This is a genomic window from Rhodoferax sediminis, assembly GCF_006970865.1.
GTDB classification, from domain to species: domain Bacteria; phylum Pseudomonadota; class Gammaproteobacteria; order Burkholderiales; family Burkholderiaceae_C; genus Rhodoferax_A; species Rhodoferax_A sediminis.
This window is the reverse complement of sequence record NZ_CP035503.1, coordinates 4277093-4300935: the sequence shown is the minus strand read 5'-3', so window position 1 is coordinate 4300935 and position 23843 is coordinate 4277093. Positions and strand designations below refer to the sequence as shown.

The 23843-nt window shown below is 66.6% G+C and carries 23 protein-coding genes and 1 riboswitch; of the genes, 10 read left to right on the top strand and 13 right to left on the bottom strand.

Annotated features, from left to right (window positions below; genetic code table 11):
* Nucleotides 1-122: 122 nt before the first annotated feature.
* From EUB48_RS20800 to EUB48_RS20775, 6 genes are all read right to left on the bottom strand, one after another.
* Nucleotides 123-836, bottom strand: coding sequence for a GntR family transcriptional regulator (locus tag EUB48_RS20800; protein WP_142820951.1), 714 nt, complete (start codon nt 834-836; stop codon nt 123-125).
* A 105-nt stretch (nt 837-941) separates the two neighbouring features.
* Nucleotides 942-1697: an aspartate/glutamate racemase family protein gene (locus EUB48_RS20795; RefSeq protein WP_142820950.1), complete on the bottom strand. Its 756-nt coding sequence runs from the start codon at nt 1695-1697 to the stop codon at nt 942-944.
* A 28-nt stretch (nt 1698-1725) separates the two neighbouring features.
* On the bottom strand, nt 1726-3150 hold the full coding sequence (gene hydA / locus EUB48_RS20790) for a dihydropyrimidinase (protein ID WP_142820949.1): 1425 nt from the start codon (nt 3148-3150) through the stop codon (nt 1726-1728).
* A gap of 27 nt (nt 3151-3177) precedes the next feature.
* Nucleotides 3178-3906: a maleate cis-trans isomerase family protein gene (locus tag EUB48_RS20785; protein ID WP_142820948.1), complete on the bottom strand. Its 729-nt coding sequence runs from the start codon at nt 3904-3906 to the stop codon at nt 3178-3180.
* Nucleotides 3907-4013: 107 nt separating this feature from the next.
* Complete coding sequence (locus EUB48_RS20780) at nt 4014-5246, bottom strand: MFS transporter (RefSeq protein WP_210411772.1); 1233 nt, start codon at nt 5244-5246, stop codon at nt 4014-4016.
* 260 nt (nt 5247-5506) lie between these two features.
* Nucleotides 5507-5899, bottom strand: coding sequence for a rhodanese-like domain-containing protein (locus EUB48_RS20775; protein ID WP_142820946.1), 393 nt, complete (start codon nt 5897-5899; stop codon nt 5507-5509).
* A gap of 68 nt (nt 5900-5967) precedes the next feature.
* On the opposite strand from EUB48_RS20775, the gene EUB48_RS20770 reads away from it, so the two are divergent.
* Complete coding sequence (locus tag EUB48_RS20770; RefSeq protein WP_142820945.1) at nt 5968-7044, top strand: homocysteine S-methyltransferase family protein; 1077 nt, start codon at nt 5968-5970, stop codon at nt 7042-7044.
* Between the two features lie 15 nt (nt 7045-7059).
* Nucleotides 7060-7500, top strand: a complete 441-nt coding sequence (locus EUB48_RS20765) for a PACE efflux transporter (protein ID WP_142820944.1) — start codon at nt 7060-7062, stop codon at nt 7498-7500.
* An 18-nt stretch (nt 7501-7518) separates the two neighbouring features.
* Here the strand turns inward: EUB48_RS20765 and EUB48_RS20760 are convergent, their stop codons facing one another.
* Complete coding sequence (locus tag EUB48_RS20760) at nt 7519-8118, bottom strand: Crp/Fnr family transcriptional regulator (RefSeq protein ID WP_142820943.1); 600 nt, start codon at nt 8116-8118, stop codon at nt 7519-7521.
* Nucleotides 8119-8172: 54 nt separating this feature from the next.
* Nucleotides 8173-8261, top strand: a riboswitch (S-adenosyl-L-homocysteine riboswitch).
* A gap of 74 nt (nt 8262-8335) precedes the next feature.
* Between EUB48_RS20760 and metH the strand changes: the two genes are divergently transcribed.
* The gene (metH, locus tag EUB48_RS20755) at nt 8336-11050 is read left to right on the top strand and encodes a methionine synthase (protein ID WP_142820942.1); all 2715 of its coding nucleotides are present in this window, start codon (nt 8336-8338) and stop codon (nt 11048-11050) included.
* 22 nt (nt 11051-11072) lie between these two features.
* On the opposite strand, the gene EUB48_RS20750 is transcribed toward metH, so the two are convergent.
* Nucleotides 11073-12305, bottom strand: a complete 1233-nt coding sequence (locus tag EUB48_RS20750) for an MFS transporter (RefSeq protein ID WP_142820941.1) — start codon at nt 12303-12305, stop codon at nt 11073-11075.
* A 200-nt stretch (nt 12306-12505) separates the two neighbouring features.
* On the opposite strand from EUB48_RS20750, the gene EUB48_RS20745 reads away from it, so the two are divergent.
* The gene (locus EUB48_RS20745; protein WP_142820940.1) at nt 12506-13549 is read left to right on the top strand and encodes a pirin family protein; all 1044 of its coding nucleotides are present in this window, start codon (nt 12506-12508) and stop codon (nt 13547-13549) included.
* A 121-nt stretch (nt 13550-13670) separates the two neighbouring features.
* On the opposite strand, the gene EUB48_RS20740 is transcribed toward EUB48_RS20745, so the two are convergent.
* From EUB48_RS20740 to EUB48_RS20725, 4 genes are all read right to left on the bottom strand, one after another.
* Nucleotides 13671-14741 (bottom strand): GlxA family transcriptional regulator, encoded by a 1071-nt coding sequence (locus EUB48_RS20740; protein WP_142820939.1) that lies wholly within the window; start codon nt 14739-14741, stop codon nt 13671-13673.
* On the bottom strand, nt 14738-15520 hold the full coding sequence (locus EUB48_RS20735; protein ID WP_244618278.1) for an ABC transporter permease: 783 nt from the start codon (nt 15518-15520) through the stop codon (nt 14738-14740). The genes EUB48_RS20740 and EUB48_RS20735 overlap by 4 nt, the downstream gene beginning before the upstream one ends.
* Nucleotides 15510-16286 carry an ABC transporter ATP-binding protein gene (locus EUB48_RS20730; RefSeq protein WP_210411668.1) on the bottom strand — a complete coding sequence of 259 codons (777 nt, stop codon included), beginning with the start codon at nt 16284-16286 and terminating at the stop codon, nt 15510-15512. The genes EUB48_RS20735 and EUB48_RS20730 overlap by 11 nt, the downstream gene beginning before the upstream one ends.
* A gap of 97 nt (nt 16287-16383) precedes the next feature.
* The gene (locus EUB48_RS20725; protein ID WP_142820937.1) at nt 16384-17370 is read right to left on the bottom strand and encodes an ABC transporter substrate-binding protein; all 987 of its coding nucleotides are present in this window, start codon (nt 17368-17370) and stop codon (nt 16384-16386) included.
* Between the two features lie 148 nt (nt 17371-17518).
* Here EUB48_RS20725 and EUB48_RS20720 point away from each other — a divergent pair, with 148 nt between their 5' ends.
* On the top strand, nt 17519-18430 hold the full coding sequence (locus tag EUB48_RS20720) for a LysR family transcriptional regulator (RefSeq protein WP_142820936.1): 912 nt from the start codon (nt 17519-17521) through the stop codon (nt 18428-18430).
* Nucleotides 18431-18437: 7 nt separating this feature from the next.
* Here EUB48_RS20720 and EUB48_RS20715 read toward each other — a convergent pair whose 3' ends face one another.
* The gene (locus EUB48_RS20715) at nt 18438-19661 is read right to left on the bottom strand and encodes an MFS transporter (protein ID WP_142820935.1); all 1224 of its coding nucleotides are present in this window, start codon (nt 19659-19661) and stop codon (nt 18438-18440) included.
* Between the two features lie 263 nt (nt 19662-19924).
* On the opposite strand from EUB48_RS20715, the gene EUB48_RS20710 reads away from it, so the two are divergent.
* The 5 genes from EUB48_RS20710 to EUB48_RS20690 are packed head-to-tail and all read left to right on the top strand — an operon-like array spanning nt 19925 to nt 23798.
* On the top strand, nt 19925-21010 hold the full coding sequence (locus tag EUB48_RS20710) for a TauD/TfdA dioxygenase family protein (protein WP_168226789.1): 1086 nt from the start codon (nt 19925-19927) through the stop codon (nt 21008-21010).
* A gap of 13 nt (nt 21011-21023) precedes the next feature.
* Nucleotides 21024-22493 carry an aldehyde dehydrogenase family protein gene (locus EUB48_RS20705; RefSeq protein WP_142820933.1) on the top strand — a complete coding sequence of 490 codons (1470 nt, stop codon included), beginning with the start codon at nt 21024-21026 and terminating at the stop codon, nt 22491-22493.
* Nucleotides 22490-23098 carry a BMC domain-containing protein gene (locus EUB48_RS20700; protein ID WP_077562151.1) on the top strand — a complete coding sequence of 203 codons (609 nt, stop codon included), beginning with the start codon at nt 22490-22492 and terminating at the stop codon, nt 23096-23098. Before EUB48_RS20705 ends, EUB48_RS20700 begins: the two co-directional genes overlap by 4 nt.
* Nucleotides 23098-23562 carry a hypothetical protein gene (locus EUB48_RS20695; protein WP_142820932.1) on the top strand — a complete coding sequence of 155 codons (465 nt, stop codon included), beginning with the start codon at nt 23098-23100 and terminating at the stop codon, nt 23560-23562. The genes EUB48_RS20700 and EUB48_RS20695 overlap by 1 nt, the downstream gene beginning before the upstream one ends.
* Nucleotides 23559-23798 (top strand): EutN/CcmL family microcompartment protein, encoded by a 240-nt coding sequence (locus tag EUB48_RS20690; RefSeq protein WP_077562153.1) that lies wholly within the window; start codon nt 23559-23561, stop codon nt 23796-23798. The genes EUB48_RS20695 and EUB48_RS20690 overlap by 4 nt, the downstream gene beginning before the upstream one ends.
* The last annotated feature ends 45 nt before the right edge of the window (nt 23799-23843 follow it).

The window sequence follows — 23843 nt, the reverse complement described above, 5'->3', positions numbered from 1 at the left end:
CATACCACTTATGGGTTTGAAGGTGATTTGATGCGGAATCGAACGATTCATGCCCTCTATTGTCCGGGCAAACCGGCACGGCCCGGCGGCGGGTCTGCCGTCATGGCACCGCGCGCCGTGGCTCACAGGTCCTGGAAGATCGCTTCGAGATCGCCGTCGACCGGAACGCCTTCGAGCTTGAGGCTTTGCTCGATGCTGTCGAGGTGATGCAGCATCAGTGTCTCGGCCTTGCTGGCGTCCTTCGCAGCGATGGCGGCCACGATGGCGCTGTGCTCGTCTTCACGGCAGCTGGTGGCCGTTGGCGCGTCGTACAGGAAGATGATCAGGCAGGTGATGGTGGACAGCTCGCGCATGCTGCGCACCAGGGCTGTATTGCCCGCCAGTTCGGCCAGCAACAGGTGGAACTCGCCCGACAGGCGCACGATGGCGCGCTGGTCTCCGATACGCCGTGCCTCGGCTTCCATGCGCTGGTGCTCGCGCAGCCGCGTGAGGATGCCGGCGTCCAGCCGCGCGACGAGCCGGCGCAGGATGCCGGGCTCGATCATGCGGCGCGCCTCGAACACGTCAAAGGCCTGCTCCACCGTGGGTTTGACGACAAAAGCGCCGCGCTGCGGGATCAGGTCGACGACGCGCTCATTGGCCAGGCGCGCCAGTACTTCGCGGATGCGCGCGCGGCTGGTGCTGAAAATCGCGGCCAGCCGGTCCTCGCCCAGCTTCGTGCCGGGCGCGAGGCGGTGCTCGAGAATCGCCGTGTAGATCTTCTCGACGATTTCCTCGACGGTGTTCTCCGCAGCGGCGGTGATTTTCTCGCGAATAGGGATGGCTTTGGGTGGCATGGCTCGGAAGTGGTGTCGCTGCCCGTGCGGGGGCTTCGGGCATGGGCCGCGCCAGCGGGAGGCGAGCGGACCAGCAGGCATTTTAGCGGCCCACCGTGCGGGCGTTCAGACGGGCGGCCGCTCGCGCGCCAGCAGGGCCTGCATCGGCGCCGACAGGCCCTGGTTAGGCTTGCGCGGTGGCGGCGCGTAGCTGCCCCCGCGCGCGCGCCCGGGCGCCAGCGCGATCAGCGTTTCCGCATGGCGCACGGCACTGGACACGCCGTCCACCAGCGGCACCGGAATGTCCGCGCGTATCGAGCGCGCCAGGCCCGCGAGCGGCGCGCCGGCGATGATCAGCACGTCGGCGCCGTCCTGCTCCACGGCTTGCAGGCACAGCTCGCGCAGTCGGGACTCGTGGTCTTCCTGCACCGCGCCGATATCGCGCAGCGGCTGGTTCAGGCAACGAATGCTCGCGAGCCGGTCCACCAGGCCGTTGGCCTGCACCGTCTCGCGGTACCACGCCGTGATGCGGCGCGAAATCGCGATGATGGAAAAGCGGCTGCCCAGCATGCAGGCACTCATGAGCGCCGACTCGGTCAGGCCGAGCACCGGAATGTCGACCGCCTCGCGAATGCCCGCCAGGCCTGGGTCGCCGAACGCGGCAATCACGAGGGCGTCGTGCCGGGCCTCGTGCTCCGCGGCGAGCGTGGCGCCGGCGTAGGCGCCGATCAGCGCCTCGAAGCGGGTTTCGATGTAGGCCACGCCGAACGGCGCGGTCACCACCTCGATCTGGGTGGATGCAGAGGCGGCCCGGCGTGCCTCTGACCCAATCAGGTCGGAAACGCTTTGGGAGGTATTGGGATTGATCAGCAGGATGCGCATACGCGGGACTCCATGACAGAGGGTGAATTCAACGCCGGCTTGATGGCAGCAGCGACGGTGTCGCACAAGGCAGGAAACGCCCGCGACCCTGGCGCGGATGGAAGTTCTGCCCATCCCACACCACCTCGCCGCCGGCCAGCGTAAGGGCGGGCCAAGCCTGCAGCTGGATGCCTTCGTAGGGCGTGTAGTCCACATTGTGGTGCAGTTGCTCGTTGCGCAAGGTCACCGCGCGCTCATCCCAGATCACCAGGTCGGCATCGCTGCCCACGGCAATCGTGCCCTTGCGCGGATGCAGGCCGTAGGCCTTGGCGGGGTTGGTGGCCGTGAGTTCGACAAAACGGTTCAGCGTGATGCGCCCGCCCAGCACGCCTTCGGAATACAGCAGCGGCAGGCGGGTTTCCAGTCCCGGAATGCCGTTGGGAATGTGGCGGAACGCCACTTCCTCGCCGCCCGGCTTCTTGCCTTCGGGCGCGTCGTATTTGAAGGGCGCGTGGTCGGACGAAAAAATGGTGAACAGGCTGTCGGCCAGGCCGTCCCAGATCACCTGCTGGTTGCGCTTGTCGCGCGGCGGCGGGCTGCAGATGCAGCGCGCGCCCTTGTAGCTGTCGTCCAGCCCCAAGTCTTCGGCCGTCAGGAACAGGTACTGCGGGCAGGTTTCAGCAAACACCTTCAGGCCGTGGCTGCGGGCTGTGCGAATCTGCTCGACCGCCTCGCGGCCCGACACGTGCACGATCAGGATCGGCACATCGACCAGCTCGGCCAGCGCGAGCGCGCGGTGCGTCGCCTCGCGCTCCACCAGCATCGGGCGGCTGTGCGCGTGAAAACGCGGCGCGGTCTTGCCGCTGGCCTCGAGCCGGCGCGTCAGCCACTCGATGCAGTCGGCGTTCTCGGCGTGCACCATGGCCATGGCGCCGTGCTGGCGCGCCACGTCGAGCACATCGAGGATCTGGCCGTCATCGAGCTTGAGGTCGTCGTAGGTCATGTAGATCTTGAACGAGGTGTAGCCCTCGCGGATCAGCGCGGGCAGCTCCTCGGTCAGCACCTGCGGTGTCGGGTCGCTCACGATCAGGTGAAAGGCATAGTCCACATGGGCGCGGCCCTCGGCGCGGCGGTGGTAGTCCTCGACCGCGGCACGCAGCGACTGGCCCTTGTGCTGGGCCGCGAAGGGGATCACCGTGGTGGTGCCGCCGCAGGCTGCCGAGCGCGTGCCGCTGTCGAAGTCGTCGGCCATGCGCGCGGGCGCTTCCATGGGTTGGTCGAGGTGGCAGTGGGCATCGACGCCGCCGGGCGTCACCACGCGGCCGGCCGCGTCGATTTCGCGCCGCCCGGCGGGAAGGCCCAGTCCCAGTTGCACGATGCGGCCGCCCTGGATGCCAAGGTCGCAGTGGAAGGTGTCGCTGGCGGTGGCCACCTGCGCGTTTCGCACCACCAGGTCGAGTTCGGAAGATGTCATGGTCGTTTCTTGTCGGGGGATTGGGGCTCAGGACCGCTCGCTGAAGAGGCGGCCCCAGCCCTTCACGGCGCGCGGCCCGACGCCGATGGTCTTGAGCGCCCGCCACACCACGGTGGAGACCGAGTCGTAGATGGGGATGCCCAGTTCGCGCTCCATCTCGTCCGCGAGTTGGGCGCCGTGCAGGTTGGTGCACATGATGGTGATGGCGTCCGGCCGCTGTTGGGCCACCTCGCGCAGCATGCCGCGCAGCGTGTCGGGCGCGACCTCGCTGAACGCGAAGTTCACCGTCAGATCGAGATGCCGTTCGGCGACGCAATCGATGCCGATACCGGCGTAATTGGCGACGATGCGCTCCTGCACGTCCTGCACATAGGGTGACACCAGACCCAGGGTGCGCGCGCCCTGCGCCGCCAGCAACTCGTTGAGCGCCAGTACCGAAGTGGTGGCCGGAATGCCAGTGGCCTCGGTGATGCGTGCGCACAGCTGGCGGTCCTTCTCGAAGCCGAGCCAGCTCGCAGAGGTGCCGCTCCAGAGAATCACGTCGACGTGCGCATCGGCCAGCAGCCGCGCCGCCTCGATGATCTTGCTGTCCTCGAACTGCTTGAGCGACTGGTCGCCCAGCGAGATCTCGGTCACGGTGAAGCGCGAGAAGTGAGCCGAGACGCCGGGCACGCTGCTGACGATGGCACTGGTCAGCGGCTCGAGCGCGGTGTTGGAGGAGGGCGTCAAGACGCCGATCAGTTTGCGTTGGGTCATGGTGAATTCGGTTGTGGGTAGCGTTGCATGCGCTTCTTGGAGGCCGGCAGCCCGGGCCGCCGCCTCAATTTGGCGGCGGCCCGGGCTTGTGGCTGCGCTGTCGCTCCTCAGACCGGCAGCTTCTTGCTGTAGTCGATGAGGAACGTGGAGCAGATGAACAGGCCCGCGCCGGCCGCCGCAAACAACATCAGTGCGAGGAAGTAGGAACCCGTCGCCTGGACGATCAGGCCGACCACGATGGGGACGCCGATGCCCGCCACGTTGCCGCCCAGGTTCATCGTGCCGCCGAGGAAGCCGACGCGGTCGCGGGTGCCCAGGATGGACGGAATGCACCAGAACAGGCCGCACCAGCGCAGGAAGAACAGGGTGACCGACAACATGATCACGACGGTGACCGGGTCCTTGATCTGCGACACGCTGTAGATCGCGGCGGTGGCAATGATCGAGGAGAAGCCGAACAGCGAGCGCAGCACCTTGCTTTGCGAGGCGCCGGCAGCGCGCCATTTGTCCGCGACCCAGCCGCCCACCAGTTCCCCGACAAAGCCCGAGAAGAACATGATGAACACCGCGCCGCCCATCTCCTTGATGTTCAAGCCATGGACCTTGGACAGGTAGGTCGGCATCCAGGTCAGCAGGCCGTAGAACAGCGCGTTGAAGCACATCCAGCCGAAAAACATGCCCCACACCGAGCGGTACTTGAAGAAGTCCAGCACACGGCCGCTGATGACGGCGGGCTCACTGGCGACGTCCCGTGCGTGCGCGGCCTCGATGTAGCTGGCCTCGGCCTCGTTCACGCCCGGATGTTCACGCGGGTCGTTGCGGATGTAGCTCCAGGCGAAGTAGCCGGCGATCAGGGTGCCGACGCCGGCCACCACGAACGACGTGCGCCAGGAATCGAAGGTGGCGATCAGGCCCGAGATCAGGATCGCCCCCAGCGCGGCGCCCAAGGGGGCACCGCCATCGAGCAACGTTGCGCCGCGGCCGCGCTCGGTCTGCGTCATCCAGATGCCGTTGAGCTTGCCGCCGGCCGGGTAGATCGGCGCCTCGGCCGCACCCAGGCCCAGGCGCGTCAGCAGCAGCGGAACCCAGCCGGTGCAGACGGCGGCGATGGCCTGGAAGAAGCCCCAGCCGATCGTGGCGCCGGCGATCACGATGCGCGGGCCGAAACGGTCGGCCAGCATGCCGCCCGGGATCTGCATGAAGGCATAGGTCATGAAGAACGAACTCAGCAGCAGACCTTCGATGGCCGGACCGATGTTGAACTCCTTGGAAATGATGGGCATGGCCACCGACAGGGAGGCCCGATCGACGTAGTTGATCGAGATGAGAAACAGCATCATCAGGAAAATCTTCCAGCGCACCTTGGTAGGCGCCACGTTCTCGCCGGCCAAGGCGGCCGGGCTTTGCAAAGCCGCTGTCGTGTTGGGTGAAACTCTCATAAACGCTTACTCCATTAGGTGGCGGCCCGGACGTGGCGCCGTGGAATGGAAGTCTAGGAGGCATCGATTGACATCAACATCAGTGTTTACACTAATGTTGACAATACGTTAAACAAAACACTGCTGACAGAAATGGTGGTAAAGAATGGGCCCGGGCCCGCCTACATCTGCTCCCACGGCAAGTTGTCATGCCGCCAGCCATTGAGCACGGAGCGGCGGAAGTGCGCGTCCAGATCGCCCTCGAAGCCATGCACCACGTGCGCCACGTCGGTGAAGCCCGCGGCCTCCAGCGCCTGGCCGGCGTGCTGCGTGCGCGTTCCGCTGCGGCAGATCAGCAGCAGCGGGCGGTCCTTGCGGCCGGCCTCGCGCTCCACGGCGGCCGCGAAGTGGGCCGGGTCGGGCGTCATGTCGGGGTATTCGTACCAGGGAATGTTTTCCACGCCGGGCGGGCGCCCCACATAGAGCGACTCGATTTCCATGCGCACGTCCACGAACAGTGTGTCGGGCTGCTGCTGGATCAGTGCCCAGGCCTCGTGGGGGAGCAGGTTTTTCATGCCGGTATTGTCCGGGGGAAACCCCCGCGCGAGCCCGGCCGGGCCACACTTTCTACAATACAAACCTTATGAAGCCCCTTCAATACACCCGCGCCCAAGCCCTGCCAGCCCTGCTGGCCCAACGCATCGTCATCCTGGACGGCGCCATGGGCACCATGATCCAGCGCTTCAAGCTCAGCGAGGAGCAGTACCGCGGCGAGGGCTACGCCGGCCCCGGCAGCGTCGGCGACCGCTTCAAGGACTTCCACAAGCACGTCAAGGGCAACAACGAGTTGCTGAGCCTGACGCGCCCGGACGTGATCCGCGACATCCACGAGAGCTACCTCGCGGCCGGCGCCGACCTGATCGAGACCAACACCTTCGGCGCCACCAGCATCGCGCAGGCCGACTACGACATGGCGAATCTGGCGCGCGAGATGAACCTGCAGTCGGCCAAACTGGCGCGCGCCGCCTGCGACAAGTTCTCCACGCCCGACAAGCCGCGCTATGTGGTCGGCACGCTGGGCCCCACGCCCAAGACCGCCAGCATCAGCCCCGACGTGAACGACCCCGGCGCGCGCAACGTGAGCTTCGAGGCGCTGCGCGCCGCCTACTACGAGCAGGTCGAAGCCCTGGTGGAAGGCGGCGCCGACGTGCTGATGGTCGAGACCATCTTCGACACCCTCAATGCCAAGGCCGCGCTGTTTGCCATCGACGAGTTTTTCGACCATTCCGGCGAACGCCTGCCGCTGATCATCAGCGGCACCGTGACCGATGCCTCGGGCCGCATCCTGTCGGGCCAGACGGTCACCGCCTTCTGGCACAGCGTGCGTCATGCCCGTCCGCTCGCCATCGGGCTGAACTGCGCGCTCGGCGCGGCGCTGATGCGCCCCTACATCCAGGAGCTGCACCGCGTGGCGGAGGACACCTTCATCAGCTGCTACCCCAACGCGGGCCTGCCCAACCCGATGAGCGATACCGGCTTTGACGAAACCCCCGACGTCACGGCGCGCCTGCTCAAGGAGTTTGCGGCCGAGGGCCTGGTGAACATCGTGGGCGGCTGCTGCGGCACCACGCCCGAGCACATCGGCGCCATCCGCGAGGCGGTCGCGCCGCTGGCCGCGCGCACGCTCAAGCGCGATTTTTTCTACAAGGAAGCGGCTTGAACTGAGCGGCGCGCCATGCAGGGCCTCAAGAGAAAATTTGTCTACGTCACGCTGTACGAGCTCATCGCCATCGTCTGCTCCACCTGGGCGCTGGCCGCGATGTCGGGCCACGGCCTGGGCGACTCGGGCGGGGTGGCGGTGGCGGCGTCCTGCATCGCCGTGGCCTGGAACCTGGTGTTCAACACCCTGTTCGAGGTCTGGGAGGCGCGCCAGAGCGTGCGCGGGCGCAGCCTGGCCCGGCGCGTGGCGCACGCCATCGGCTTCGAGGGCGGCCTGATTGCGGCGCTGGTGCCGTTGATCGCCTGGTGGTTCGGCATCAGCCTGCTGCAGGCCCTGCTGCTGGACCTGGGCCTGGTGGTGTTCTTCCTGATCTACACCTTCGTCTTCAACTGGGGTTTCGACCGGGTGTTCGGCCTGCCGGCCTCGGCCACGGGCGATCCGGTGCGCGGCGTCTAAGGCCGGCCCCGACCCGCGCTACTGCACCGTCGGCTGGTTGATTTCCTGCTGCATGGCTTGCGTGAGCTGGGTGTACATCTTGAGCTTGTCGGTACTCTCGCGCAGGCGCACGGCCAGGCGCAGCGAGATCGCCATCATGAGCTTGGCGGCGGTGCGCGGGTCGTCGTCCAGCAGTTGGGCCAGCCCGCCGCGCGTGAGGATCGCGCCGTGCACGTCGGTGGTGGCCGTACACGAGGCCGCGCGCGGCTCGCCATCCAACAGGCCCATCTCGCCGATCACGCGCCCCGGCCCGAGCACGGTCAGCGTGATCGGCTCGGAGCGGCTGACCACGATGGTTTCCACCGTGACCTCGCCGTGGAGCACCAGCAGCATGAAGTCGGTTTTGTCGACATCGCCTTCGCGGATAAAAATGGTGCCCTGATCGATCCGGTGCGGGCGCATGTAGCTCACCACGATGCGGGCCTCGTCGTGGCTCAGCTGCATCAGGGCGGCCGGGCCGATCAGCATGGCGGCGGCCTTGTCCGCGCTGGCCGAGCCCTCGAGCGCGCGCAGCCGCGCACTGTGGTTGTTGGAATGGCTGGAACTCGCCGGATTTCTGCCAAAAAGGGTCTTGAACATGGTTACGCCAGTGGTGCCGCGAGCCCAAACTGCCGGACCCGATTAAAATCATGGTAACTCAAGGAGCGTTGCAGCGAACCGGCACCATGGCCGGCCCGCCAGGCTTGAGCAGGATCCAGCCCGATCAACGACGCTCACCGGTATCAACGGCTGGCCCTGCAACCAGGGGGTCAGCGCAGACACAAGGTGAGCCATGCCAGATGCACAAATTTCCCCCATGAAACTCTCGGGCCTCGAGCCCGTGAGCATCGACGCGTCCTCGCTGTTCGTGAACGTCGGCGAGCGCACCAACGTGACCGGCTCCAAGGCCTTCGCGCGCATGATCCTGAACGGCGAATACGAGAAGGCGCTGGCCGTGGCGCGCCAGCAGGTCGAGAACGGCGCCCAGGTGATCGACATCAACATGGACGAGGCCATGCTCGACAGCAAGGCGGCCATGGTGCGCTTCTTGAACCTGATCGCCAGCGAGCCCGACATTGCGCGCGTGCCGATCATGATCGACTCGTCCAAGTGGGAGGTGATCGAGGCCGGCCTGCGCTGCATCCAGGGCAAGGGCATCGTGAACTCGATCAGCATGAAGGAGGGCGTGGAGCCCTTCAAGCAGCAGGCCAAGCTGCTGCGCCGCTACGGTGCGGCCGCGGTGGTGATGGCCTTTGACGAGCTGGGCCAGGCCGACACCTACCAGCGCAAGATCGAGATCTGCGAGCGCGCCTACCGCGTGCTGGTCGACGAGGTGGGTTTTCCGCCCGAAGACATCATTTTCGATCCCAACATCTTCGCCATTGCCACCGGCATCGAGGAGCACAACAACTACGCCGTGGACTTCATCAACGCCACGCGCTGGATCAAGCAGCACCTGCCGGGCGCCAAGGTGTCGGGCGGCGTCTCCAACGTGAGCTTCTCGTTCCGCGGCAACGACCCGGTGCGCGAGGCGATCAACACCGTGTTCCTGTACCACGCGATCAAGGCCGGCATGGACATGGGCATCGTGAACCCCGCCATGATGGGCGTGTACGACGACCTCGAGCCCGAGCTGCGCGAGCGCGTGGAGGACGTGGTGCTGAACCGCCGCCCCGACGCCGGCGAGCGGCTGGTCGAGGTCGCCGAAAACGCCAAGGGTGCGGCCCGCGACGACAGCAAGAAGCTGGAGTGGCGCGGCACGCTGGAGCGCCCCGCCACCGTGGGGCAGCGCCTGTCGCATGCGCTGGTGCATGGCATCACCGACTTCATCACCGAGGACACCGAAGAGGCGTACCAGGGCATCCTGGCCAAGGGCGGGCGCCCGCTGCACGTGATCGAGGGCCCGCTGATGGACGGCATGAACGTGGTGGGCGACCTGTTCGGCCAGGGCAAGATGTTCTTGCCGCAGGTGGTCAAGTCGGCGCGCGTGATGAAGCTGGCCGTGGCGCACCTGATTCCCTACATCGAGGAAGAAAAGCGCCAGGACGAGGCCGCCGGGCGCGACGTGCGCACCAAGGGCAAGATCGTCATCGCCACCGTGAAGGGCGACGTGCACGACATCGGCAAGAACATCGTGACCGTGGTGCTTCAGTGCAACAACTTCGAGGTCATCAACATGGGCGTGATGGTGCCCTGCCACGAGATCCTGGCGCGCGCCAAGGTCGAGGGCGCGGACATCGTGGGCCTGTCCGGCCTCATCACGCCGAGCCTGGAGGAGATGCAGTACGTGGCCGGCGAGATGCAGAAGGACGATCACTTCCGCATCAAGAAGATCCCGCTGATGATCGGCGGGGCCACCACCAGCCGCGTGCACACCGCGGTGAAGATTTCGCCGCACTATGAAGGCCCGGTGGTGTACGTGCCCGATGCCTCGCGCAGCGTGGGCGCCGCGCAAAGCCTGCTGTCGGATCAGGCCGCCAAATACGTGGCCGAGATCAACGCCGACTACGAGCGCGTGCGCATCCAGCACGCCAACAAGAAGCAGGTGCCGATGTGGGACCTGGCGCGCGCGCGCGCCAACAAGACGCCGATCGACTGGGCGGCGTACAAGCCGACGCGGCCGAAGTTCATCGGGCGGCGCGTCTTCAAGAACTTCGACCTGACCGAGGTCACCCGCTACATCGACTGGGGCCCGCTGTTCCAGACCTGGGACCTGGCCGGGCACTTCCCCGAGATCCTGAAGGACGAGGTCGTGGGCACCGAGGCCGTGCGCGTGTACGCCGATGCCAAGCGCATGCTGCAGCGCCTGATCGAGGGCCGCTGGCTCTCCGCCAGCGCCGTGCTCGCGCTGTACCCGGCGAACAGCGTGAATGACGACGACATCGAGTTCTACACCGACGAGAGCCGCACCGAGGTGGCGCTGACCTGGTACGGCCTGCGCCAGCAGACCGAGAAACACGTGATCGACGGCGTGCAGCGCCCGAGCCGCTGCCTGGCCGACTTTGTCGCGCCCAAGTCCAGCGGCATTGCCGACTACGCCGGGCTGTTCGCCGTCACGGCCGGCCTCGGCATCGAGAAGAAGGAGAAGTACTTCATCGACGACATGGACGACTACTCGGCCATCATGCTCAAGTCGCTGGCCGACCGCCTCGCGGAAGCGCTGGCCGAGTGCATGCACCACCGCGTGCGCACCGACCTGTGGGGCTACAGCGAGCACGAGGCGCTCAGCAACGAGGACATGATTGCCGAAAAGTACGCCGGCATCCGCCCCGCGCCCGGCTACCCGGCGTGCCCCGACCACAGCGTCAAGCGCGACATGTTCGAGCTGCTGCAGGCCGGCGAGATCGGCATGTCCGTGACCGAGAGCATGGCCATGATGCCGGCCGCCAGCGTCAGCGGCTTCTACATCGGCCACCCTGAGAGCACGTATTTCAACGTCGGCAAGATCAGTGAGGACCAGGTGCAGGACCTGGCGCGCCGCCGCGGCATGGTGCAGAAGGAGTTGCAGCGGCTGCTGTCGCCGAATCTCTAGGCGCGTGCGCCGGCCGTCGTGGCTAGGCCCGTGCGCCGGCCAGGGCGCGCCGCTGCGCCAGCAGCAGGGCCAGCACCGCCACCATGCTGGCGACCAGCAGCAGCCACAGGCCGTAGGTGTAGCCCACGCCGGGGCGCCACAGCAGGCCCAGCGCCAGCGGCGCCAGCGCCCGCGCGACGGCCTGCGGCACGCCGAGGGCGCCGTTCAGCGAGGCCACATGCTCGCGGTTGACGTACTGGGCGACGGCCGTGCCCTTCACGATCGTGAGCATGCCGTTGCCGATGCCGTAGAGCGCCACAAACAGCATCACCAGCAGCAATGCGGCCGTGCCGTGACCGCCGCCGGCCAGCGGCGCCGCCAGCAGCGCCGCAAGGCCCAGCGGCACCAGGCAGGGAATCAGCCGGTTCGCCAGATGCAGGTCGAAGTGGCGCTCGAAAAAATACAGCAGCAAGCGCCCCAGCACCTGGATCAGCCCGATGGCGGCGGGCACGGCCACGACCCAGAAGTCGCTCATGCCGTTGTCGCGCAGCAGGCTCACCATGTGGGCCGGCAGCGCGGCGGTCACGCCCATCATCAGCATCACAAAAAGGCCGATCAGCAAAAACGGCGCGCTGCGCAGGTAATGCCCCAGCGGCGCGGGCGGTGCGTTGTGGCTTGACGCCGCGGCCTGCCTCGGTGCGCCGCGCAGCACCACGGCATGCAGCGGCGCGCACAGCAGCAGGTGAAAGGCGGCCAGCACCCACAGCGCGTGGCGCCAGCCCAGGTGGGTGATCAGCGCGTCCGTGAGCGGAATGAACACCGTGCTGGCCAGCCCGCCCAGAAAGGTCAGCGTGATGATGGCGCGGCGAAAGTCATGCGGAAAGCGCCGCGTCACCACCGCAAAAACCGGCGTGTACAAGGTGGCCGACAGGCCCGCGCCCAGGCCGATCCACACCGCGTAGAAACCCGCCATGCCGGTCACGAAACTGTGCAGCAGCAGGCACCCGGCAATCAGCAGCGAGCCGCCGGTCATCACGATGCGCTCGTGGCCGCGGTCGATCCAGCGGCCCACCGGGTAGGCCAGCAGCCCCTCGGCCATCAGCGCCAGGCTGAAGGCCAGCGAGGTCTGGGCGCGCGTCAGCCCGAGGTCGCGCTCGACCGGCTCCAGCAGCAGCGAGAAGCCATAGAACACGCTGCCCCAGCTGACCAGTTGCGCCAGCGACAGCCAGCCGACCAGGCGGCGGTTGTAGGCGGAGGCGGCAGCCGTGGTTCTCATCACTTTATTATGACAAAAGGGCCTGTAGCCCTTGATCGGTATGCGCAGGTAGCTATTGATTTAGTAGCGATAAGGTAAGGCAGGCGACCGCTGCAGGCCCTCTGTCCCGCGCCCAGCAGGGGCCGCCCCGGTGCTTGAAAAGACGCGAAACAACCGCACCTGTATTCTTTGCGAACCTCCTGCCAAGAAAGCGCCTCGCCATGTCCACCAGCCCGATCCTGCACCTCAAGCCGCTTGGTTTTCCGTGGGAAACCATCGACCCCTTCCTGTTTTGCGTCTACCACGACGACGCCTATCCGCGCGGCAATGCGCAGATGGGCCCGGACGCGTCGCTGGCGGGGCGTGACATCGGGCAGGACTTCAGCCGCAAGGACGGCTGGAGCATGTACCACGGCAGCACGGTGCCGGGCTTTCCGCCGCACCCGCACCGCGGCTTCGAGACCGTGACCATCGTGCGCAAGGGCCTGATCGACCATTCCGACTCGCTCGGCGCCACCGCGCGCTTTGGCCGGGGTGATGTGCAGTGGCTCACGGCCGGCCGCGGCGTGGTGCATTCCGAAATGTTTCCGCTGCTGGAGCAGGAGCAGCCGAATCCGCTGGAGCTGTTCCAGATCTGGCTGAACCTGCCCGCCCGCAGCAAAATGGCCGACCCGCACTTCACCATGTTCTGGTCGCAGGACATTCCGCGCCTGATCGCCAAGGACGCCGAAGGCCGCACGACCGAGGTCGCCGTGATCGCGGGCCGGCTGCAGGACCCGAACGCCGGCGCCGCCGTGGCGGACCCGCTGGCCCCGCCGCCCGACTCCTGGGCCGCGCAGGCCGATGCCGATGTAGCGATCTGGACCCTGCGCATGGCGCCCGGCGCACGCTGGACCGTGCCCGCCGCGAGAGGTGAGGGCACGCGGCGCAGCCTGTACTTCTTCAAGGGCGCGTCCATTACCGTGGCCGGTCAGCCGGTGGCGAGCCACGCGGCCATCGAGGTGCGTGCCGATGCGGCGGTCGAACTGGTCAACAGCGGCGGCGAGGTCGCGGAGTTGCTGCTGCTGCAGGGCTGCCCGATAGGCGAGCCCGTGGTGCAATACGGCCCGTTCGTGATGAACACGCAGGCCGAGATCGCGCAGACCATGGACGACTACCGCCGCACGCAGTTCGGCGGCTGGTCGTTTGCCGACGATGCCCCGGTGCACGGGCGCGACCCGGCGCGCTTTGCGAAACACCCCGGCGGGCGCGAGGAACGGCCGTAACGCCTGCGCGCGCCGTGCACAGGCGAGGGACTACAGTTTTCATAGCTGACTGTGCAGACCACATAAGGGCTGCAAGGCCTTTTTTCGAAAATAAAATGTGCTCGCAACGCCATATTGCGCGCTACAACACCTCCTGCGCCATCTCCAGCATGCCCCCCATCCCGAAGGCCTCGCGGTAGTGGCTGGGTGTCATGCCGGACATTCTCGTGAACAGGCTGCGGAAGTGCGCTACGTCGCCGTAGCCCACGAAGCCCGCGACCTCGTCCACGCCGTGCACGGTGGAATCCAGCAGATGCCGGGCGCGCTGCATGCGCACCTCCTGCAGGTAAGCGAGTGGCGAATAGCCGGTCGCTGCCCGAAAGCGGCGTTCGAAGGTACGGCGCGTCATGGACGCCTTTTCCATTGCATCCACCAGCGCGTCGGCATGCTCGAAATTGCCGGCGATGGCGCGCTGGGCGCGCAGCACCTGGGCGTCGCCGTGGTCGCTGGGCGGCACAAAACCGGGACAGCCACGCTTGCCCTGGTCGGCCAGGGACTGGGTCGAGAACAGGCGCGCCAATTCGATCGACTGCTGCGCGCCGGCGAACCTCGCGACCAGCAGCAGCACAAGGGATTGCCAGGCGGTGCCCGCCGCGGTGGTCACCAGCCGGGAGCCCGCCCCGGCGGACTGCAAGCCGTTCTGGTGCACGAATTCGATGCGGCGGTAGTTGGCCGCCATGGCTTCCATCATCGCCCAGTGCGTGGTCGCCCTGTGGCCGTCCAGCAGCGCGGTTTCCGCCAGCAAGGCGACGCCGGTGGAAATCGCCGCCACGAAGGCGCCGCGCGCGTGCCGCGCCTTGATCCATTCGACGAAGGGGCGCCAGGGCGTGGACCAGCCCGAACGCCCGAAGCGCACCGATTCTTCGAACAGCGCCGGCACGATGATGACGTCGGGCTCGTAGCCGGCATCGCCGAGCAGGATATCCGGCATCAGCCGCAGGCCCTGGAAGCAGACCACGGGCTGACTCGAACGGCCCACGATGGCCACTTCGAAACGGTTTACCGCATCCGGTTCGCCCTGCAGCGAGGCCCACAGCGTGCCCGCGCTGTGAAGCATGTCGGCCGGGCCCATGATGGTCCAGCCCAGGGCGTGCTCGGGTGCCAGGATGGCCACCCGCACGCGGCGGCCCGCGGGTGCAACGGCCGACTTCATTGCCAGCGCAGCAGGCGCCTCTCGAGGGCGGTCATCAACCAGATCACGCCCATGCCCAGCAGCGACAGCACCAGCAGCACACCCATCACGCCATTCATGTTGAAGGTGGAGCCGAGATAGGCCAGGGTCTGGCCCAACCCGTGTTCGGCGGCAATGATCTCGCCGCCGACCACGCCCAGCATCGCGTAGATCAGCCCCAATCGCAGGCCGGAGAAGATCACCGGCACCGCCCCCGGCAGGGTGACGAAGACGAACATCTGGAACGGCTTCGCGCCCAGTGTGCGCGTGAGGGTCAGGTGGTCCTGGTTCAGGCCCCGCATGCCGGCCACCGTGCTGGACAGCACGATGAAAAAAACCAGCGAGAAGCCAATCGCGATCTTGGAGGACACGCCCAGCCCGAACCACAGGATGAACAGCGGCGCCAGCGCAATGCGTGGCATGGCGTTGATGGCCGACAGGTAAGGATCGACGAAGCGCTCCACGCGCGGCATCGAGACGAACAGCAGCCCCGTCAACAAGGCCGCGATGCTGCCCAGCACGAAGGACGCGAAGGTGCCCAGCAAAGTCCAGCCGAGTTCTATCCAGAGCTTGGGCGACACCACCACGTTGGACCACAGAAACTGCGCGATGCCGGAGGGCTGGCCGAAGAAGGAGGGGTCGACCTTGCCGTTGCGCGCAGCGTATTCCCACAGTCCGAGCAGCACGGCCAGCAGACAACCATGCTGGACCACACCGGTGAGCATTCTCGTGCCAGCCGACCGTTTGATTTCATTCGTCATCGGAATGCCTCCATCCTTGTTCCAGGGTTTGCCAGATCTTGGCGTAGAGCTCGTGAAAATGCGGCTCCTTCTGCAGCTCGCGCACGCTGCGCGGGCGCGGCAGATCGATCGGCAGGTCGGCCACGATGCGGCCGGGGCGCGCGCCCATCACGACCACACGGTCAGAGATGGCGATGGCCTCGGCCAGGTCGTGGGTGATGAAGACGACGGTTCGTCGCTCCTGCTGCCACAGCTCGACCAGCAGTTCCTCCAATTGCAGCTTGGTCTGTGCGTCCAACGCGCCAAAGGGTTCGTCCATCAGCAGGAAAGGCGCGTCGAGCGCGAAAGTGCGGGCCAGGGCACAGCGCTGGCGCATGCCGTGCGAGAGATGCTTGGGGTAAGTGTTCTCGAATCCGGCCAGACCCACGCGCTTGAGCAAGTCGCGTGCGCGGGCTTCGCGCGCCTGGGGCGGCACGCCGCGGATTTGCATGCCGTAGCTGGCGTTCTCCAGTGCGCTGCGCCAGGGCAGCAGCGAGTCGCGCGCCAGCATGTAGGCAATGCGCTCGTCGCCCAGCCGCGGCGCCGCGCCGCCCAGCCGCAGCGTGCCCAGGTAAGGCGCGTCGATCAGGCCCGCCAGCAGGTTGAGGAGGGTGGTCTTGCCGCAGCCGCTCGGACCGACGATGGACAGGAACTGGCCTTCGGGAATGTCGAGGGACACGCCGTCGATCACCTTGCGCTCGCCGAAGGCGAGCTCGAGCTTGTGCACTGCGATGGCGGTTCTTGGCATGGGTGACTCCGCGCCTGCGGCGGGCGCCGCGGAAGCGTGGGCAGTGGGGAAGCGCGATATGGGGTGGACTGTGGCCATGAGGGAACCCATGCTGCGCTCAGAACAGGCGGGCGGCGTCGAAGGTTTTTTCAAGCTGCCCCGTCTGCTGCAGGTAGTCGGCCGCGGCCTGCACGGCCTCCTTCTTCACGGCCACGACCATGTTGGGGCGGAAGCGCTCGAGCGAACTCTTGAGAATTTCGTCGCCCTTGGGCATGTCGATGCGGTAGTGCTTCAGCGTGATCTGCAGCAGCTCGGCCCCGTTGGCCGGGTCCGCGGTAAAGCGCTCGGCCTCGTGCAGCGCTTTGACGAAGGCCGCAACGGCGACGGGGTTCTTTTCCGTGTAGTCGCGCCGCATCACGTAGAGGCCGCCCGCACCGTTCAGGTCGGTCAGCACCTTGGGCCCCTCGCCCTTGGCGGGCAGGACGGCAATGCGGCAGGTCTTGAGCACGTCGCAAAAGCCATCGAAGGGCACGAAGCTCATCACGGCATCGACCTGCTTGTTCAGCAGCGCGGGGTAACCGGTGTTGGGCGAACCGACCGCGACGAAGGTGACGTCATCCTCCTTCAGTCCGGCCGACCGCAGCATGGTCTTGATTTGGAATTCCGGCCCGGCGCCGCGCGACGTGACACCAATCTTCTTGCCCTTGAGGTCCTGCATGATCGCGGGGTAGCCCTTGTCGGCGCTGGCGAGCAGACCCGGGCCGACGATCAGCATGAAGGGGTTGACATTGAACATGCCGCCCACGATCTTGAGATCCGCACCCCTGGCCACCGACTGGATCGCTACTTCCGAAGGCGCCAGCGCGACTTCGATGCCGCCGGCCATCAACGTCTGCACGCCGAGCGGCGCGGCGGGGATGGTCGTGAGGGTGCACTGGATGCCATTCTTCGCGCAGTAGCCCTTTTCGACAGCCACGCGCGCCAGCGTGCCGATGATGCCGGGGTAGTCCTGGATGCGAATGGTGGGTGCCTGGGCCTGTGCGGCGGTGCAGGTGGCGAGGGTGATTGCGGTGGCCAGCAACCAGCGTGGAAGTGAACGCGTCATCAATGTCTCCTATATATCGCCGGTTCAAATGCTCGACCGGCGTGGCGCCAGTGTATGGATGGATTATTTATGCGTCTATTGCATTTTTTCTTGCATTTATATGCAGTGTCTGCAAAATTAGGCACAAGTCAACTACGAATGTTTCACCATGAACCTGCGCAAGTTTGCCCACTTCCTGGCCGTGGTGGAAAACCGCAGCTTTCGCAAGGCATGCGAGGCCGTGCACCTGTCGCAGCCAGCCTTGAGCCGCAGCCTGAAATCCCTGGAAGACGAGCTGGGAATTCCGCTGCTGGACCGCGCCTATGGCCGCATCGTGCCCACCGCCTACAGCAAGCCCATCGTCGACCACATCCGCCGGATGACGGCCGAGGCCCGTGCGCTGGAAGAATCGGTGCGGCGCATCAAGGGCCTGGAGGAAGGCGAGATCGGCATCGGCTTCGGGCCTTTCGCGGCGGCGACGGCGTTGCCATCGGTCATGCGCGAGATGGTGTCGCGCTACCCGAAGCTGCGCCTGCGCGTCGAGATCGCCAACTCCGGCCTGCTGCTCGAACTCCTCAGCCAAGACCGGCTGGACCTCGTGGTCGGCGATTCGCGCTATTCGGCCGACCCGGACGAGATCAGCGTCATCCAGATGTCCAAGCAGGAAATTGCAATGGTGACCCGTCGTGACCATGCACTCGCACGGCGCGCAGGCCGGCTGACCCTGGCCGACCTGAAAGATCAGACCACGGGCGCACCGACGCTGCCCCCCGACCTGCTGCGGAGCTTCAAGGGCCACGGCCTCGCGGACTTCCCCACGCTGACCTGCGACGACATGCGTGTGCTGGCGGAACTGGCCGAGAACACGCAACTGATCGCGCTGGTGCCGCAACTGGTGGTCGACGAACTGGCTGGGCGCAATACGCTGACGGTTCTGCGCGTGTCGACACCCTTCGACCGCTATGCCTACCCTTGCATCATGCACACGCGTGGGCGCACGCCGGGGCCGGCAGCCACGCTGGCGATCGAGCTGGTGAGTGGGTGGTTCGGCGTGCCGCGCGCAAAGAAGCGCACCGGTTGAGGGCCATTCATACCTTCTTCAGCGTGTGCCATTGCGCGAGCAAGCCCGCCAGGCCGGCTGCGCCCGACAGCGCAGCGGCGCGAAAGGCGAGGCCATAGTCTCCCGAGTGGTCGCGCAGCAGTCCGCCGGCCCAGGTGCCGGCGCCGGCTGCGATGAAGCCCAGGAAATAAATCTCGGCGATACGCCTGCCGGCCTGGCTCGCAGGAAACAGCTCGCCTGCGAGCACGGCATAGCCGGGCAGGTACGCGCCGAAGCCCAGGCCGATCAGTGCGACGCCGATTGCCGTGGCGGCATAGCCGCCGCTGAATGACAGCCAGAGCAAGCCAAGCACATGGAGCATTGATGCGGCGACCAGCACGCGATAGCGGCCCAGTCGCAGGCTCAGTTGCGCCACGCCCAGGCGCGTGGCAAGGCTGGCGCCCAGCATGACGGAAAGCAGCGCCGCTGCGGCGGCCGGCGTGGCACCCAGCTCTTCGCCGGCGGCGGTGATGTGGCCCATCACCAGAAAGGTGGCCACGCTGGACAGGCCCAGGCAAATGCCCAGACTCGCCAACAGGCCATTCGGCCCGCGGAGGCCGCGTGTCTGGCGAGTACTGGACTCCCACGCCTGCGTGCTGGACTGGTGCTGTCGCGCACTGGGCGGCGGCGCCTTGCGGAATGCGAAGGCGCAGACAAGCAGCACCACCCCGCCCAAGACGCCGAAGCCGAGCAGCGTAGCGCGCCAGCCATGGTCGCGCGCCGCGATGCGCAGCAGGGGTGGAAACAGCAGACCGCCCACGCTCTGGCCGGCGGCCGCGATGGCGACGGCCAGTGGCCGATGGCGATCGAACCACCGACTGAGGGCCGCCGTCAGAGGGCTGAAAAAGATGCCCTGCCCGCACGCACCCACCAGCAGGCCGAAGGCCAGGTGCAAGCCGCCAATGCTTTGCGAGAAAGAGGCTGCAACAAGACCCGAGGCCGTAGCCAGCGAGCCGATCACTGCCAGCGGGAAAAAACCGAAGCGGTCATGCATCCGGCCGAACACCAGCCCGCCGAACCCCGCGCCTATCAGCATGAAGGTGTGGGCCAGGGCCAGCGCCGCCGTGCTCGCGCCCCACTCCCGCGACAGAGGCTTGAGCAGGATGGGCACGCAGGTCGCCGCGCCGAATCCGATGGAGGCGATCAGCAACGTCAGGGCAGCGAGCCACCAGCCATAGGCGGTTTCGATCGAGGGCAGCGGAGTGCGTTGCATGGGGAATGCCTTGACGGTGTAAAGGGGTGCATCGACTCTCGCAGAGCGAAGGCTCGCGCAGCACCGGTCGGCCGTGCGCCATGGCGCAAATGCCCCTGTGCATGCATCCCTTGCGCCATGCCCCCATCGCGCCGCGTCTCTCTCGGGAGAACGCAACACGGTGTCGCAATAGCCACTAACGCCGCTTGCCCTGCTCCGCGCAGAATTGTTTCAACCCAAGGCGCTTCGCTGCGATGCGAGGCACAGCAAAAGGAAGCAATGCAATGAAGTTTCGGCACATCGAAGTGACACGGATGACGCCCACCATCGGCGCGCTCATCTCCGGCGTGGACCTGAACGCGGTGAAGAACCCCGCGGTCTATGACGAGATCCGCAACGCCCTCTGGGACAACAAGGTGATCTTCTTTCGCAAGCAGCCGCTGACGCCGCAAGCACACCTGGCGCTGGGCCGCGCGTTCGGCGAGATGGAGAGACACGAGTTTTTTCCGCACGTGGACGGCCACCCCGAGATCCAGACCATCGCCAACACCGGCAAGAAGTCTCCCGATACCGACCGCTGGCACGCAGATTGCACGTTCCGGGAAAAACCCAATGCAGTGTCCATCCTGCGCGCCGTGGAGATTCCTCCCGAGGGCGGCGACACACTGTGGGCGTGCATGAACACGGCCTACGAGGCGCTGGACGAGCCGATGAAGAAGATGCTGCTGGAGCTCGATGCCGAGCACGACATCTCCTACGCCTTTCGCAGGATGGGCTACACCGGCGAGGCGCGCCAGCTCGATGCGACCAACCCGCCCTATATCCATCCTGTTGTGATCAATCATCCAGTGACGGGCAAGCTGTGCCTGTTCGTGAATTCGATCTGGACCAAGCGCTTCACCAACCTCATCGACCGGTACGGCGAGAGCCTGCTCAAGTTGCTCAATGAGTGGGTGATGAAGCCCGACTTCCAGGTGCGTTTCCGCTGGGAGCAGGACTCTATCGCGATCTGGGACAACATGGCGACGCAGCACTACGCGGTGTTCGACTATGCGGGTCACAACCGGCGCATGCACCGGGTGACTTGTGAGCCGACGAAGGTTCGCCTCAATGCACGCCCCGAGGCCTCGCGCCCCGCACCGATCGCCCATTTCGGCGAGGCGTCGATGATGACTGCGATGCGGCCCACGCTGCAGGAGCCCATGCAAGGCAACGGCGCACGCCCGCAACCGCAACCAGGCATGGGCATGCTGGACGATTCGCGCATGCAGCGCCTGTCGGACACCGAGCGCCGAGCCGTAAAGGCCGTCTTCGAGGCGATCAGCTCGCTCGACCTGGCCGACATCGCTCGCCGCAGCGCAACCGTCTGAAGAGGGCCGCCTCGTGAACGAAGCCTTTGACGACGACCTGGCCGCCCTGCAGGAGACGCGCACCCTGGTGGCCCGCGCGCTGCCTGCCGCGCAGGCCCTGGCGCGCCTTGAGCCAGCCGAGGCCTGGCGCATTGCCGAGCGGGTCTGCCGCGCTTGCGAAGACCGTGCCGAGCACTACGCGCGCCTGGCCGTCGAAGAGACGGGCATTGGCCGCGTGCAGGACAAGGTGTTCAAGAACCTGCTCGCCAGCCGCGATCTCATGGCCTTTTACCAAAACACCGTGCTGGGCGGCATGCGCGTGGATGAAGAACGCAAGATGCTGCTGGTCGGCCGGCCTGCGGGGGTGGTGATGGGCCTGGTTGCGTCGACCAGCCCGATCGCCACCCTGTATTTCAAGGTGCTGTCCTGCCTGATGTCGCGCAACGCCATCATCCTGAGCCCGCATCCGCTGGCGCTGCGTTGCTCCATCGACGCGGCCGAGTACCTGCGCGAGGTGGCGCGCGAGGCCGGCGCCCCTGCTGACGCCATCCAGATCCAGAAGACGCCGACGCTGGACGCCACGCACGCGATGATGCGCAACCGTGGCGTGAACCTGATCCTCGCCACTGGTGGCACCCCCATGGTGCGGGCCGCCTACAGCTCCGGCACGCCTTCACTGGGCGTGGGGCCAGGCAACGTCCCGGTGTACGTGGACGCGAGCGCCGACCTTGGACTCGCCGTGGACGAGACGATGGCCGCCAAGACCTTCGACTACGGCTCGGCCTGCTCTACCCCCTCGGCGGTGTTCGTGCACCGCGATGTCGAGGCTGACTTCACCGACAAGATGAAGCGCGCGGGTGCCTTTTATTGCAACGCCGAGCAGCAGCAGCGCCTGGAGGCATTCGCCTTCCCAGAGGGTCGCCTGAATCCGAAGATCGTGGGGCGCGCGGCCGCGTGGATTGCGCAGCAGGCGGGTCTGTCCGGTGCGGGCCACGCGACGGTGCTGGTCGGCACGCTGAACGAAGTCTCGCGCGCCTCGCCGATGGCCAAGGAAAAGCTCTCTCCCATCCTTGGGTTCAAGCGCGTGGACGATCGGGAGCACGCAATCCGCGAGGCGCGCGCCATGCTGGCCGTCTCGGGTGCGGGGCACACATCGGGCATCTTCGCGGAAGACCTCGAAACCATCGCCTTGTGGGGTGGCACGCTGGACGTGAACCGCACGGTCGTGAACAAGGGCACGTCCATGGGCGTGATCGGCGCCGGCACCGGTCTGGCTCCCACTTTCACCATCGGCACCGGCTTCGCGGGCCGCAGCTCCATCGCCGAGAACGTGGGTCCCGAGCATCTCATCAACTGGAAAAAGATCGCCTTCCCCACCGGCGCGCCCGCGCCTCGCAGCGAGGCATTGCCAGCGCAGCGCACCAGCGATGCGCACGACGACCACATTCGCGACACCGTCCGGGCCATCCTGGCCTTGGCCCTCGAATCCCGGACCACCTCATGACCACACTGCGCTCTTTCGACTTCCTGGACCGCCTGCAGCCCCAGACCATGTGCTATCTCGGCAGCATGGTGCGCGGGTTCCTGCCACGCGCCAACGACGCGGCGATGATCATCGAGATCGCGCCCGGGCTGGACGTCGAATGGCTGACCGACATCGTGCTCAAAGAGATCGACGTGAAGCCCGGCGTGCTGATGGTGGAGCGGCAGTTCGGCTACCTCGAGTTCCATGCGCGCCACGCGGCGTCGGTGAAAGCGGCGGGGGCGGCGGTCCTTCAGGCCCTGGGGCTGTCATCGCCCGAGCTCCCGCAGCGGCAGATCCTGGCCTCGCGGCAGATCGATCGTGTCGACAGCCTGCATTCCTTCCTGGTCAACCGCAACAAGTCCGGTTCGATGCTGCTGCCGGGACAGTCGCTCTTTTTGCTGGAAACCACGCCCGCGGCCGGCGCGCTGCTGGCCGCGAACGAAGCCGAGAAGGCGGCTGACATCACGCTGGTGGACTGCCGCTTCATGGGAGCGAGCGGGCGCCTGTACGTGAGCGGAACCGAGTCCGCCGTGCGCGCGGCCAGCGAGGCCGCGATCGCGGCGCTGACGCCCGAGGCGCGATGATGAGCACGCCGCGCTCCCCAGAGTTCGAAAGCCTCGTCGGCGAGGCGGTGCGCGGCTTTATGCAGACACGCCGCGCTCCCCCGGCGCCGGCGCAATCGGTGCGGTTGCCGCTCACCATTCGCAGCGATGCGGACCTGGCCGAACTTGTTCGCTGGTTCAAGTTGCTGTGTGCGAGCGATGCCTTGCGCGAACGTTTCGTGAGTGGGGCGATTGCGCTGGACCTGAAGCTGCTGGCGCCCGAGCCTGCGGCTGCGCCCATGCCTGCGGCCATGGCCGCGCCCGGAAATGGCGCGCCGCAGGCCGGCTTGCCCATGGCGATCGATGAATCGGTGATTACCGAGGCTGTCTTGCGGCGCCAGCACGCCGGCGGCCAGGTTGTGAGCTTGAGGCGCGGCGCCGTCATCACGCCGGCGGCGCGCGATTACGCCAGGACGGCGGGTATACGAATGGAGCGCAGCGAATGAAAACAGGTACCGTGACCGGTCGCATCTGGGCCACCAAACGACATGAACTGCTGCCGCCGGGCGCCCTGGTGCGCCTGGAGATGGATGGCGGCGGCTCTCTGGTCGCGCTCGACGGATTCGGTGTGGGCATCGGTGACGAAGCCCTCGTGATCCAGGGTTCGGTGGCGGCGCATTACTGCGGTAGTCCGGTGGACGCCATGGTGGTGGGGATCATCGATCCCAGCGGCGAGCGCTAGGCCGCCCCCTCATTTTTGATCGTAGTTTTTTAACAGGAGAGATGA

Bases quoted from the DNA above. Each gene is read 5' to 3' on its own strand.
- EUB48_RS20800 (WP_142820951.1), bottom strand. From the start codon at position 836: ATGCCACCCAAAGCCATCCCTATTCGCGAGAAAATCACCGCCGCTGCG.
- EUB48_RS20795 (WP_142820950.1), bottom strand. From the start codon at position 1,697: ATGCGCATCCTGCTGATCAATCCCAATACCTCCCAAAGCGTTTCCGAC.
- hydA (WP_142820949.1), bottom strand. From the start codon at position 3,150: ATGACATCTTCCGAACTCGACCTGGTGGTGCGAAACGCGCAGGTGGCC.
- EUB48_RS20785 (WP_142820948.1), bottom strand. From the start codon at position 3,906: ATGACCCAACGCAAACTGATCGGCGTCTTGACGCCCTCCTCCAACACC.
- EUB48_RS20780 (WP_210411772.1), bottom strand. From the start codon at position 5,246: ATGATGCTGTTTCTCATCTCGATCAACTACGTCGATCGGGCCTCCCTG.
- EUB48_RS20775 (WP_142820946.1), bottom strand. From the start codon at position 5,899: ATGAAAAACCTGCTCCCCCACGAGGCCTGGGCACTGATCCAGCAGCAG.
- EUB48_RS20770 (WP_142820945.1), top strand. From the start codon at position 5,968: ATGAAGCCCCTTCAATACACCCGCGCCCAAGCCCTGCCAGCCCTGCTG.
- EUB48_RS20765 (WP_142820944.1), top strand. From the start codon at position 7,060: ATGCAGGGCCTCAAGAGAAAATTTGTCTACGTCACGCTGTACGAGCTC.
- EUB48_RS20760 (WP_142820943.1), bottom strand. From the start codon at position 8,118: ATGTTCAAGACCCTTTTTGGCAGAAATCCGGCGAGTTCCAGCCATTCC.
- metH (WP_142820942.1), top strand. From the start codon at position 8,336: ATGAAACTCTCGGGCCTCGAGCCCGTGAGCATCGACGCGTCCTCGCTG.
- EUB48_RS20750 (WP_142820941.1), bottom strand. From the start codon at position 12,305: ATGAGAACCACGGCTGCCGCCTCCGCCTACAACCGCCGCCTGGTCGGC.
- EUB48_RS20745 (WP_142820940.1), top strand. From the start codon at position 12,506: ATGTCCACCAGCCCGATCCTGCACCTCAAGCCGCTTGGTTTTCCGTGG.
- EUB48_RS20740 (WP_142820939.1), bottom strand. From the start codon at position 14,741: ATGAAGTCGGCCGTTGCACCCGCGGGCCGCCGCGTGCGGGTGGCCATC.
- EUB48_RS20735 (WP_244618278.1), bottom strand. From the start codon at position 15,520: ATGACGAATGAAATCAAACGGTCGGCTGGCACGAGAATGCTCACCGGT.
- EUB48_RS20730 (WP_210411668.1), bottom strand. From the start codon at position 16,286: ATGCCAAGAACCGCCATCGCAGTGCACAAGCTCGAGCTCGCCTTCGGC.
- EUB48_RS20725 (WP_142820937.1), bottom strand. From the start codon at position 17,370: ATGACGCGTTCACTTCCACGCTGGTTGCTGGCCACCGCAATCACCCTC.
- EUB48_RS20720 (WP_142820936.1), top strand. From the start codon at position 17,519: ATGAACCTGCGCAAGTTTGCCCACTTCCTGGCCGTGGTGGAAAACCGC.
- EUB48_RS20715 (WP_142820935.1), bottom strand. From the start codon at position 19,661: ATGCAACGCACTCCGCTGCCCTCGATCGAAACCGCCTATGGCTGGTGG.
- EUB48_RS20710 (WP_168226789.1), top strand. From the start codon at position 19,925: ATGAAGTTTCGGCACATCGAAGTGACACGGATGACGCCCACCATCGGC.
- EUB48_RS20700 (WP_077562151.1), top strand. From the start codon at position 22,490: ATGACCACACTGCGCTCTTTCGACTTCCTGGACCGCCTGCAGCCCCAG.
- EUB48_RS20695 (WP_142820932.1), top strand. From the start codon at position 23,098: ATGAGCACGCCGCGCTCCCCAGAGTTCGAAAGCCTCGTCGGCGAGGCG.
- EUB48_RS20690 (WP_077562153.1), top strand. From the start codon at position 23,559: ATGAAAACAGGTACCGTGACCGGTCGCATCTGGGCCACCAAACGACAT.